Origin of the sequence: Paractinoplanes rhizophilus, assembly GCF_042664765.1 — a bacterium.
GTDB lineage: Bacteria > Actinomycetota > Actinomycetes > Mycobacteriales > Micromonosporaceae > Actinoplanes > Actinoplanes rhizophilus.
In genome coordinates, this window is the sequence record NZ_JBHTBJ010000012.1 from 26213 (window position 1) to 38148 (window position 11936).

General features: G+C 71.8%; 9 protein-coding genes. 3 read left to right on the forward strand and 6 right to left on the reverse strand.

Annotated elements, in window-relative coordinates; genetic code table 11:
- Positions 1-18: 18 nt before the first annotated feature.
- Positions 19-1671: a threonine/serine exporter family protein gene (locus ACFQS1_RS18225; protein ID WP_378969617.1), complete on the forward strand. Its 1653-nt coding sequence runs from the start codon at positions 19-21 to the stop codon at positions 1669-1671.
- A gap of 25 nt (positions 1672-1696) precedes the next feature.
- Here ACFQS1_RS18225 and ACFQS1_RS18230 read toward each other — a convergent pair whose 3' ends face one another.
- From ACFQS1_RS18230 to ACFQS1_RS18240, 3 genes are read right to left on the reverse strand one after another with little or no spacing between them, the layout of a single operon-like run.
- The gene (locus ACFQS1_RS18230; RefSeq protein WP_378969619.1) at positions 1697-3250 is read right to left on the reverse strand and encodes a basic amino acid/polyamine antiporter; all 1554 of its coding nucleotides are present in this window, start codon (positions 3248-3250) and stop codon (positions 1697-1699) included.
- Between the two features lie 2 nt (positions 3251-3252).
- On the reverse strand, positions 3253-4740 hold the full coding sequence (gene nhaC, locus ACFQS1_RS18235; RefSeq protein ID WP_378969622.1) for a Na+/H+ antiporter NhaC: 1488 nt from the start codon (positions 4738-4740) through the stop codon (positions 3253-3255).
- 27 nt (positions 4741-4767) lie between these two features.
- Entirely contained in the window at positions 4768-6015 is a 1248-nt protein-coding gene (locus tag ACFQS1_RS18240) for an arginine deiminase (RefSeq protein WP_378969624.1), read from the reverse strand.
- Between the two features lie 393 nt (positions 6016-6408).
- Between ACFQS1_RS18240 and ACFQS1_RS18245 the strand changes: the two genes are divergently transcribed.
- Positions 6409-7635 (forward strand): PP2C family protein-serine/threonine phosphatase, encoded by a 1227-nt coding sequence (locus ACFQS1_RS18245; RefSeq protein ID WP_378969626.1) that lies wholly within the window; start codon positions 6409-6411, stop codon positions 7633-7635.
- Positions 7636-7641: 6 nt separating this feature from the next.
- On the opposite strand, the gene ACFQS1_RS18250 is transcribed toward ACFQS1_RS18245, so the two are convergent.
- The 3 genes from ACFQS1_RS18250 to ygiD all read right to left on the reverse strand — a co-directional run bounded on the left by ACFQS1_RS18250 (position 7642) and on the right by ygiD (position 10870).
- A complete protein-coding gene (locus ACFQS1_RS18250; protein WP_378969629.1) occupies positions 7642-9165 on the reverse strand; it encodes a diguanylate cyclase in 1524 nt (507 codons plus the stop codon).
- 309 nt (positions 9166-9474) lie between these two features.
- The gene (locus tag ACFQS1_RS18255; RefSeq protein ID WP_378969631.1) at positions 9475-9846 is read right to left on the reverse strand and encodes a hypothetical protein; all 372 of its coding nucleotides are present in this window, start codon (positions 9844-9846) and stop codon (positions 9475-9477) included.
- Between the two features lie 178 nt (positions 9847-10024).
- The gene (ygiD, locus tag ACFQS1_RS18260; protein ID WP_378969633.1) at positions 10025-10870 is read right to left on the reverse strand and encodes a 4,5-DOPA-extradiol-dioxygenase; all 846 of its coding nucleotides are present in this window, start codon (positions 10868-10870) and stop codon (positions 10025-10027) included.
- A gap of 171 nt (positions 10871-11041) precedes the next feature.
- Here ygiD and ACFQS1_RS18265 point away from each other — a divergent pair, with 171 nt between their 5' ends.
- Positions 11042-11917, forward strand: a complete 876-nt coding sequence (locus ACFQS1_RS18265; RefSeq protein WP_378969636.1) for a universal stress protein — start codon at positions 11042-11044, stop codon at positions 11915-11917.
- Positions 11918-11936: the final 19 nt, after the last annotated feature.

Genomic DNA, 11936 nt, shown 5'->3' on the forward strand with positions numbered 1-11936 from the left:
CGGCGTCCCGGAGGAGCCATGGTCGCCCGCTACGAGACGCGCGTCCTGGTCGCCCTGTCCGGTCTCGCCGCCGCTGCCGTCCTCGCCCTGGCCGCTTCCGCGCCGGTCACCGGTCCCGCGTCCGCCGGCCAGTCGCCCGGCGCCACGCCACCTCCGGCCACCACCGCGGCCCCCGCCGCCCCGGCGCCGGAGCAGGCGACCCCGGCACCCGTCCCGACGCCGGACTCCGCCGGTTCCCCGGCCGCGGCGCGGTCCGGCATCGCGGTGTCCACGCTGCTCGCCGCGTTCGGCGCGCTGCTGGCCGCGGGCGCCGTCGCGGTGGCGATCGGCCGCCGGATAACCCGCCTCCCCCCTCGCGAGACCGTCCCGGGGCCACCGCACCCGGGGGTTCCGGCGTCGCTGGTGCCCTTCCTCGTGGCCCTCGGGCAGGCACTGATCGACGGCGGCGAGCCGGTGTCCTCGGTCCAGCGGACCCTCGGCCGGGTGGCGGCGGTCAACGGCGTTCCGAACGCCGAGGTCGTGGTGCTGGCGACGGCGCTGTTCGTCACCGCGCCCACGCTGGGCACGGTGCAGACCGCGGTCGCGCCGGCCGGCATCGACCAGCTTCGCCTGGAGCAGATGGACGAGCTGCACCGGCTGGTGCGGGCCGCGGAACGGGGCCGGGTCGGGCCGGCGGACGGGCTCGGCGAGCTCGACCGGATCCGCCGGATGCCGCCGGCGTTCGGGTCGGCGGTCCGGGTGGCCGGCTATGTGCTGTTGTCGGCCGGGCTCGCGCTGGTCCTGCGCGCGGACTGGACCGGCCTGTGGACCGCGGCCCTGCTGGGCGCCGGGGTCGGCCTGCTGCAGCTGGCGACGGACCGGGCGCCGGCCCGCTGGCAGCCGTTTCTTCCGCCGTTGAGCGCGTTCGGCGTGGCCGCCGGGGCATTCCTGGTCGCCCGGCTCGCCCCGGGCACCGGAGTGCTGGCGCCGCTGGCGGCGCCGCTGGTGACGTTCCTGCCCGGCGCGCTGCTGACGACGGCGGCGATCGAGCTGGCCACCGGGCAGATGATCTCCGGCGCGGGGCGGCTGGCGTCCGGCAGCATGCGCCTGTTCCTGCTGGCGCTCGGCATCACCAGCGGGGCCGAGCTGGTCGGCGCCCCGGCCGACACCGTCATGGCGGTCGGCGCCCAGCCGTTGCCGGCCTGGACGACCTGGTTCGGCGTCGCGCTGTTCGGTACCGGTGTGGTGCTGCATCATTGCGCCCGCCTGGCCTCGCTCGGGTGGCTGCTGCTGGTGCTCTATATCGCGTACGCGGGTCAGGTCATCGGGGGTTTCTTCCTCGGCGGAGTGCTGTCGGCGTTCGCCGGAGCGGTGCTCATGACGCCCGTCGCCCGGCTGGCGGCGCGGGCCCGCAACGGACCACCGGCGCCGGTCAGCGTCCTGCCCGCCTTCTGGCTGTTGGTGCCGGGCGCGCTCGGCCTGCTCGGCGTGACGAAGTATCTCGGCGCCGACCCGCTGGACGGGCTCACCACCCTGCAGTCCACCGCGGTGACGATGGTCGCGGTCGCGCTCGGCGTGCTGCTGGGTAGCGAGATCCGCCGGCCGGACCGGTCACGCGCACCGTCGACCGGCGTCGCCGGCCCGGCGACGGCCGAGGCGGCCGATCCCGGCCACGACCGCGAGCCGCGGTAGCGGGCGCTGGTTTGCCGAGCGAGCGTCAGATCGTGATGAAGCCGGCCCACAGACCGGCGACGCCGGTGATTCCGGCGGCCACGATCAGGACACAGAGGACGACCTCGGTGGGGGTGAACAGCCGGCGGCCCCGCTCGCTGCGGGCCTTGACGTACAGCAGCGTCGCGGGCGCGAGGATCACCGAGCACAGCAGCAGGAACTTCAGCCCGGCGGCCTCGAACAGGAACAGCGTATAGGCGGTCGCGATCCCGGCGAAGATCGTCTCCTTGCGGCGCGTCCGGGGCGCTACCTCCGCATAGGCCTCGCCGGTGAGGCCGATCTTCAGGGCGTACGCGGCGGCCAGGAAGTAGGGGATCAGCGCCAGGCTGGTGCACAGGTCGAGCATGAAGTTCAGCGCGTCGGTCAGCACCAGGGTGACGGCCAGGAGCACCTGGACGGCCAGCGAGCTGACGACGAGGGCGGTGATCGGCGTCGCCTTGGCGTTCTCCTTGCCGAGGAAGGCCGGGAAGTCCTCGTTGTGCGCCGGTATGTACATCACCTCGGCGGCCATCAGCGTCCAGGCGAGATAGGCGCCCAGGACCGAGACGATGACGGCGATGCTGATGAACCAGCGGCCCCAGTCGCCGACCACGTGCTCGAAGAGACCGATCATGGAGGGCTGGCGGGTGCCGGCGATGTCCGGCTGGGTCATCACCGAGTAGCTGGACAGCGTCACCAGTGCGAAGATCGACAGCACGCTCAGCAGGCCGATGACGGTCGCCCGGCCGACGTCCTCGCGTCGCTTCGCATAGCGGGAGTAGACGCTCGCGCCCTCGATGCCGAGGAAGACGAACGTCGTGATGATCATCGTGTTGCGGACCTGTTCGTTGAGCGAGCCCAGGTCGCCGTACCCGGTGGCGGTCCAGTTGTCGGCGAAGATGCCGGCGTCGAAGGCGACGAACAGCACGACGATGAAAACGAGGATGGGCAGGATCTTGAAGACGGTCACGATCCGGTTGATGACCGCCGCATCGCGGATCCCGCGCGCGATGAGGTAATGGAACAGCCAGACCCCGACGGTGGACAGCGCCACCGCGAGGACGGTGTCGCCGTCGCCGAAGCCGGCGAAGAGGCCGCCCAGGGTGGCGGTGATGAACACCCAGTAGAAGGCGTTACCGGCGATCGCGCTGGCCCAGAAGCCGATGGCGGAGTTGAAGCCGGCGTAGTCGCCGAAGCCGGCCTTGGCGTAGATGAACACGCCGGAGTCCAGGTTCGGCTTGCGGATGGCGAGGTTCTGGAAGACGAAGGCGAGCATCAGCATCCCGGTGCCGGCGATGGCCCAGGCGATCAGCGATCCGAGGATGCCGGTGGCCACGCCGAAGCGCGCCGGGAGCGAGAACACGCCCGCGCCGACCATGCTGCCGACCACCATCCCGGTGAGCGTGGGCATGCTCATCTTGCCCGGCGTCACGACCGGCGGGTCGGCACTCGGGACATCGACGCCCGGGGCGCCGGCGACCAGCGTGCCGGTCGCCGGGGCGTCGACGGCCGAGGTGTGGGCGGCCGAGGGGCCGGCTGCGGCGGGGAAGGTGTCTGCCACGATCATTCACTCCGTCCTGGTGACGGGTCGAGCGCGACGGGCTCGACTTTCTCGATCTTGAAACCGGTGATGCCGTACAGCACGCTCAGCGCGGGGCTGACGTAGCAGAAGATGGCGTACGGCAGGTAGAGGATGGTGGAGACGCCGAGCGTGGCGCCCATGAACGCCCCGCACGAGTTCCACGGCACCAGCGGGGAGGTGACCGTCCCGCTGTCGGCGGTCAGCCGGGAGAGATTCGTCGGGGCCAGACCGCGCCGGGCGAACTCGACGCGGAAGACGCGCGCCGGGAGGACCAGCGCGATGTACTGGTCGCCGGCCACGATGTTCAGGCCGAACGCGCACGCGAACACGGTGAAGAACAAGCGGCCGGTGCTTTTCGCGGAGGCGATCATCGGGTCGACCAGCCGCGCGATCAGCCCGAACTTCTCCAGCAGGACGCCGAAGGTCACCGCCCCGAAGATCAGCCACAGCGTGAACAGCATGCTCGACATGCCGCCGCGCGAGACCAGCCGGTCGACGTCGGCGATGCCGGTGTCGGCGTGGAATCCGGTCGCCATCGCCAGCCAGGTTGCCTTGATCGACTCCACCACCACGTTGCCCGGCCCGGCGATGAAGTCGGCGATGACCTGACGCTGGGTGAACGCCGCGAGCAGGCCGGCGAACAGCGCCGACCCGAGCAGCGACAGCGAAGCCGGGGCCTTGCGCACCGACAGCACGACCAGCAGCAGCAACGGCAGCAGATTCACCGGGCTGATCCAGAAGAGCTGGTCGAGGTCGGCCAGCTCGGTGGACGTGGGCACGGTGTCGTGCACGTCCGGGGCCATCACCAGACCCAGGACGAAGAAGACGGCCAGCGCGACGAGAAACGCCGGCACCGAGGTCCACACCTGGCGCTTGATGTGCTCGCGCGTGTCGACGCCCACCATCTGGGCGGTCAGGACGGTGGTCTCCGACAGCGGTGAGGTCTTGTCGCCGAGGTAGGCGCCCGAGATCACCGCGCCCGCGGTGATCGCCGGGGAGACGCCGAGCAGGGTGGCGATGCCGACCAGGCCGACGCCGATCGTCGCCGCGGTGGTCCAGGAGCTGCCGATGCTCAGGGCGACGATCCCGCAGATGACCGCCGTGGCCGCGTAGAACCACGACGGCGACAGGATCTGGATGCCGTAGTAGACGAGCGTGGGGATGGTGCCGGACAGGTTCCAGGTGCCGATCAGCGCGCCGACCGCCAGCAGGATGAACAACGCACTGGTCACCGAGGCGATCGCCTCCTGCCCGGCGCTCTGGACCTCGTCCCAGGTGTGCCCGTTCTTCAGCGCGATCAGCGCCGCGATCGCGGCGCAGATCACCAGCGCCACCTGCAGCGGGCCGTCCAGGGCGTCCAGACCGAACAGCGCCAGCGAGCCGGCGATCAGCACCGCCAGCGCGATCAGCGGGACGATGGCATCGATCAGCGACGGTTGTCTGGCCTTCCGGACCTCGCGCTCTGCCATGGTGTACCTCTCCGGCGCGGCACGCACTCAGAAGTCGACGGCGTCGCGGATCAGCGGGCACGTCATGCAGTGGCCGCCGCCGCGGCCGCGCCCGAGCTCGGCGCCGACGATCGTGATGACCTCGACGCCGGCCCGGCGCAGCAGGGCGTTGGTCTGCGTGTTGCGGTCGTAGGTGAACACCACGCCGGGCTCGACCGCGACCGCGTTGTTGCCGCTGTCCCACTGCTGCCGCTCCGACGCGTACACGTCACCGCCGGTCTCGATCACCCGCAGCTGCTTGAGGTTCAGGGATTCGGCGACGACGTCGACGAACCTGCGGTCGCCCTCGTCGACCACCTCGACGCCGGGGGCACGGTCGCTGGGGCGCAGCGAGAACGTGTGGACCCCGTCGACGATGTTCGGGTAGAGCGTGACGATGTCGCGGTCGGCGAACGTGAAGACGGTGTCGAGGTGCATCGCCGCCCGCAGCTTCGGCATGCCGGCGACCACCACCCGGTCGGCGGCGCCGGCCGCGAACAGCGCCGCCGCCACCTGCGTGATGGCCTGCCGGGAGGTGCGCTCGCTCATCCCGACCAGCACCACGCCGTTGCCGACCGGCATGACGTCGCCGCCCTCGAAGGTCGACATCCCCCAGTCCCGCTCCGGGTCTCCCCACCAGACGGTGGCGCCGGTGAAGTCGGGATGGAACTGGTAGATGGCCTTCATCAGCAGGGTCTCGTCGTGGCGGGCGGGCCAGTACAGCGGGTTGAGCGTGACGCCGCCGTACAGCCAGCAGGTCGTGTCCCGGGTGTAGAGGGTGTTGGGCAGCGGCGGCATGAGGTACTCGCGGATCCCGGTGGCCTCCCGGGCGAGGGCCACGTAGCCGGAGCGGAACTCGTCGGGCAGGTCGCTGGTGGCCAGTCCGCCGATCAGGAAGTCGGCGAGGTTCCGGGGTTCGAGCGACTCGAGGAAGGCCCGGGTGTCGTCGAGCAGGCCGATGCCGACCTCGTTCGCGACGATCTTGCGGTCCAGCAGCCAGTCCCGGGCCGGCGGGATCGCCATCGTCTCGGCGAGCACATCGTGCAGCTCGACCACCTCGACACCGCGACCGCGCAGCTTGTTGACGAAGTCGGCGTGGTCACGCTGGGCCATCTCCACCCACATGACGTCGTCGAACAGCAGGTCGTCGGCGTTGGTCGGGGTCAGCCGCCGATGCGCCAGGCCGGGCGCGCAGACCAGCACCTTGCGCAGCCTGCCCACCTCCGAGTACACACCGAGGCTCTGGTTGTCCGGCATGGCGGTCCCCTCTTCCTGGTCTCTGCGCCGGTCCGGGGGGCGGTGAAAATCACGGTCGCCCGGCGTGCCCGTCCGGCACGCCCCGGGCGCGGCGACCCGACAACCGTTGCGCACAGACATATCGAAACCGCTGCCTTCGGCGTCGTACCCATGCTCGAACCCCGTGCGGAGCCGGCCCTTCGCCGCTGTTCGCCGGACCATAACCAGCGCCCGGCACCAAGGTCTTCATCCGCCGCGGATGATCCCGCGAAGCGGCCGGGATCGATGGACCCGGACGATCAGCCACTATGGACGCCGGCCGGCAAGATCCGGACCTGAGATCTTCGAGGCCGGAGACTCGCGCGGCTGAACTCCATGGCTCCGCGAGGCCGGTCCGGAATTACACTGACCGGTGTGGACTCCCCCGCACTCACCAGCGCCGACGAGCGGCTACGCCGTCTGGAGTCGCTGGCCGACGCGGCGCTGTCGCGGCTGGATGTCCCCGATCTCCTCGACGAGGTCGTCGAACGGGTTTGCGAGGTGCTCGACGCCGACACCGCGGCGATCGTCCTGCTCGACGAGCACGCCTGGCACCTGGTCCCGGCCGCGGCCAAGGGCCTGGCGGACGAGGTTCGCGACGGCCTCCGCATCCCGATCGGGCAGGGTTTCGCCGGCCGGATCGCCCGGCTCGCGCGGCCGGACGTCCGAGCCGAGGCGATCGGCGACGAGGCGGACATCGCGCCGCTGCTGCGCCGCGGCGTCCGGTCGCTGGCCGGCGTGCCGATCTTCGCTGCCGGGCAGGTCATCGGGGTGTTGTACGCGGGCACCCGGCAGCCACGCGCGTTCACCGCCGACGAGGTGCGGCTGCTCGAGCTGGCCGCCGGCCGGGCCGGTGTCGCCGGGCAGTCGCGGTCGCAGAAGCTGGAGCATGCCGCCGCGCTGGCCCTGCAGCGCAGCCTGCTCCCGGCGCAGCTGCCCGACCTGCCGGGCCTGCAGGTGGCGGCCCGCTACCAGCCCGGCCACGGGCTGGGGGTCGGCGGCGACTGGTATGACGTGTTCACGCTGCCGTCGGGCGGGCTGGGCGCGGTCATCGGCGACGTGTCCGGGCACGGGCTGGCGTCGGCGGTCGTGATGGGGCGGATCCGCAGCGCTCTTCGCGCGTACGCGCTGACCGGCGACGATCCGGCCGAGGTGCTCACCCTGCTCGACCGCAAGATCCACCACTTCGAGGCCGGCACCCTCACCACGGCGCTGTACATCATGGTCAGCCCCGACCGGGAAACGCTGCGCATCTCGTGTGCGGGCCACCTGCGGCCGCTGCTGGCGGCGCCGGGCCGGCCGGCCGAGCTGACGGACATCCCGGTCGACGGGCCGCTGGGGGTCGGCCGGACCGCGGCGCCCCGGCGGACCGGCACGGTCGCGATGCCGGAACAGTCGCTGCTGCTGTGCTACACCGACGGCCTGGTCGAGCGGCGCGACCGGATCATTGACGTCGGCATCAAGGCGCTCACCAACGCGGTTCACGCCGACCACCCGGAGGCGGCCTGCAACGCGGCGATGTCGCTGGTCACCGACCAACGGCCCGGCGACGACATCGCCGTGCTCGCCCTGCGCCGCGTCCCGCCGGCCGGCACGGAGTAGCCGGCGTCAGGCGGCGGCGCCGGCCAGCCGGAACGAGCCCTTGCCCGAGGACTTGGCCGTGTACATCGCCTCGTCGGCGGTGTGCAGCAGGGTCGAGGCATCCCGGTTCGCGCCGGTCGTCACCGCCCCGCCCACGCTGGCCCGGACGGTTGCCACGGCGCCGCCGGCGAGCTCGCACGGCCGGCCGAGGGCCCGCACGACCCGGTCGGCGACCGTCGCGATGTCGTCCAGCCCGGCGTCCTCGATGAGGATCGCGAACTCGTCGCCGCCGAGACGGGCGACCATGTCGGCCGGGCGGGCGGTGCGGCGCAGGCGCTCGGCGGTCTCGACCAGCACCGTGTCGCCGGCCGCGTGGCCGTACGTGTCATTGACCGGCTTGAAGTCGTCCAGGTCGATCAGGAGAACACCGACTTCGCCATCGCGGCGGTGCAGCGCGGCGTCCAGGTTCTCCAGGAACTGCGCGCGGTTGGCCAGGCCGGTGAGGCTGTCGGTGAAAGCCATCTCGCGCAGCCGGGCGGTCAGGCCGTCCCGCTCGGCGAGGAGCTCCTCGTTGGCAACGAACGAGACGAGCTGCCGCGCCACCACCACGCCGGTGATCGCGGCCAATCCGGCCACCGCGATCCAGACCCGCAGATCGAACCCCTTGCTCACCAACGTGACGACCAGCAGGGCGAACGTGAGCCACAGCGCGAGATACGGGAGAAGGCTGAACGACCGCCGGCGGGGCTCGTCGCGGCGGCGGTCCGATCCGGCGCCGGCCGAGCGGTACTGCGCCCACCCAGCGATCATGAGCAGCAGGTGCGATCCGGCGGTCATCGTGAAGTTGATGCCGGGGTGCCCGGCGGCGACCCATTCCGGCCCGACCACGCGAGCCACCGCCTCCACGACGGCGGCGATCGGGCCGAGGATGCCGATGTGCCAGCTGAACGGCACCACCTTGCTCAGGTAGAGCCGGCCCATGGCGAACGCCGTGAGGATCACCACCACCGGCCCGGTCAGCACGGTGGCCAGGTCATGGGCGATCGGCGAGCGGTCGTCGGCGGTGGTCGCCAGGGTCCAGTAGACGCCGTAGGCCGCGGCGCCGGTCACCACGGTCGCCAGGTCCAGGTGGTAACACAGCCGCTCGCGGGCCGAGCGATGCGGAATCGGGTAGGTCAGCAGCACCGCGGCGAGCCAGGCGCAGCCGATCACCAGGGCGGCCGTCCGGGCGATCCCGGTGCCGGTCAGCGCGGGCACGCTGAGCGGACCGGCGATCGCGGTGACGAGCTGCGCCCAGTCACCGATCGCGAAGACGGCGGCCGCGACCGCCATGGCGCTCCAGAACCGGCGCTGCGAGTTGGTGGGCGCCATCTGGCGGCTCGCCCAGAACGCGTAATACGACAGCAGGCAGGTGAACACGGTGACCGCCAGCCAGCAGCTGATCACCTGGAAGCGCAATCCGCCGCCGACCAGGTTGAACCAGCCGGACAGCCCGACGGCGACCGCGATGCCGGTCGCCGGCACGGCTCTGCTGGCAAGCCGGCGGCTCATGTGATCGGGTCGCCCGACGGCTCGGCGGCCCGCTGGTCGAATCGCGCTGTACGCACTTTCTCCCCGTTTCTGCGTTGCCGCCGCTGTCCGCACCTCTCGCTTCCGAAGCCTGTTATCGACCGTCCGGCCGCCGGCCTGAGAATCCGCCCGCGTTCGTCGCAGTGGCGCCGGACACCGCCCGCGGCAGCCGTGTCGCTATCACAGCTCGAAGCACCGGCGAACTCTCACGATCGTGGGCCGCATGCCGATCTGCCCGGGGGACGGACCCCGAAGGAGCCCGCCCTCGACCTCGGCTGAGGTTGAACCCGGTCAGACGTCCAGCGTCTGCTCGATCGTCCGCAGGCGATGCCGCGCCATGGCGAGGTTGGCGCGGTCGCGGCGCAGGGCCAGGTACAGGAACAGGCCCTTGCCGGAGCGGCTGGTGAGCGGGCGGATCATGTGGTACTGGGTGTCGAGCGTGATGAGGATGTCCTCGATCTTCTCGGAGATGTTGAGCATCTCCATCGCCCGCAGCTTCGCCCGGACCACGTCGGTGTTGCCGGCCGCCGCGACCGTGAGGTCGAGCTCCCGGCCGCCGCCTACGGTGCCCAGCGCCATGCCGCTCGTGTGGTCCACGAGGGCGACGCCGATCGCGCCGTCGATCTGCATCGCTTCCTTGAGCGCCACGTCCATCTCAGCCATGTTCGAATCCTTCGATCTCTCCGGTCTGGTACGGCGAGAATGACCCGGCGGCGCGGCCGCGAATCGGACGCGCTGTGCGGCGACTTGGAATCGGCTGTGTGATGTTTGGTGGGTGCCGCACCGCACTTGCAGACTTTCGCAAGTACACAGGTCTTGCACGGCTGCGGAACCTTCGGCGTCAGATGTTGGAGCCGTCGGGCGGCAGGCCGGCCGGTGGCGGCGAGGAGGCGCCGTCGGCGGACGCCGCCGGGCAGGCCAGCCCCAGGGTGTACGCCGTCATCGACAACGACCCGTAGGCATAGCCGTCGACCAGCACCGAGGTGTCCGCCTCGTCGGCGGCGGCGGCCAGGCCGGCCAGGTACAGCGCGGGGATGAAGTGGTCGGGCGTGGGCACGGCGTGGTGATAGTCCCGATGGGAGTCCAGGGCGGCGAACCCGTGCGGGTCGGTCAGCATCCGGACCTTGGCGTCCTCGTCGAAGCGCTGGGCCCAGGCGTACCCCTCGTCGGTGAGCTTCCAGTCCATCCCGCCCAGGTTGTGCACGACGTTGCCGCTGGCGACGACCAGCACCCCGCGCCGCCGCAGCGGGGCGAGCTTCGCGCCGAGCTCGAAGTGGTAGTCCATCGGCTTGCTGGCGTTGATGCTCAGCTGCACGACCGGCACCGACGCGTCCGGAAAGGCGTGCATCAGGACCGACCAGGTGCCGTGATCGATGCCCCAGCTGTCCACGTCCGCGCCGACCCAGGTCGGATGGACCACGTCGCTGACCTCGGCGGCCAGCTCTGGCAGCCCGGGCGCCGGGTACTGCACGTCGAACAGCTTCCGCGGGAAGCCGTAGAAGTCGTGGATCGTCCGCGGCCGGGGCATCGCGGTGACCGCGGTGGCGTTGATGTACCAATGCGCGCTGACCACCAGGATCGCCCGCGGGCGCGGCACGGACGCGCCGAAGGCCCGCCAGGCGGTGGTGTAGCGGTTGACCTCGAGGGCGTTCATCGGATTGCCATGGCCGATGAACGCCGCGGGCATCGGAACCTCCACGTCAGACCCCCTCCGGCCACGACGCCGTTGCTCTGCGCGCCAGCGTAGACCCGGCGGCCCCGGAGCACGCCGGAATGCGCGGCCCGCGCCCGGTGCCTAGCGTGGCTCTTGTCCATCGCGGTGGGCTCTCGTCCATCGCGGTCCGGAGAGGCGGTCGGCATGCTCAGCAGCGTGGTGGTGGGAGTCGATGGGTCCGCGCCCGCCGAGGAGGCCCTGGTGTGGGCGCTTGGCGAAGGCCGCCTGCGCGGTCTGCCGGTGCGGGCGGTGCACGTCTGGCAGCCGGCCGCCGCGGCCGGTCCCGAGCGGAACGTCACGGCCGATCTCGAGCGGGACGTCACGGCGGGTGTGCGCGCGGTGGTGGAGCGGTCCGGCGCGACCGACCTCCCGGTGGCGGCGGACGTCCGGCCCGGCCATCCCGCCCGGGAGCTCATCCGCGCGGCGGGCGCCGATGCGCTGCTGGTCGTGGGATCCCGCGGGCGGGGCGGCTTCGCCGGCTCGGTGCTGGGCTCGGTCAGTCAGAGCTGCGCTCAGTACGCGGACGGCACGGTGGTCGTGGTCCGCGGTGACCGGCCGGACCCCGCGGCACGACGGGTGGTGGTCGGTGTGGACGGCTCGGCTCATTCGGTGCGCGCGCTCCGCTTCGCCCACGACGCCGCCGCCCGCCGCGGCGCCGTGCTGGAGGTGGTGCACACCTGGAATCCGTCCCACCTCGGCTTCGCGAGCCCGGTGCCCTGGTCACAGGACCTGCTGGACGAGGTGGCGGCCGAAGCGACGGCGACCCTGCGGGAGAGCGTCCGCCGCGGTGGGATCGACCGCGCCGCCGCCCGGGTGAGGACGTACTTGATGCAGGGGCCGCCCGCGCCGTCGCTCCTGGAGGTCGCGGCGGGCGCCGACCTGCTGGTGGTCGGCTCCCGCGGGTACGGCGGCTGGAAAGGGCTGCTACTGGGCTCGGTGTCGACCCAGTGCGTCACGCGAGCGCCGTGCCCGGTCGCGGTGACCCGCGACCGCGACGAGGCACACACCGCCACCTCATAAAACGTCATCCTGCGGACCG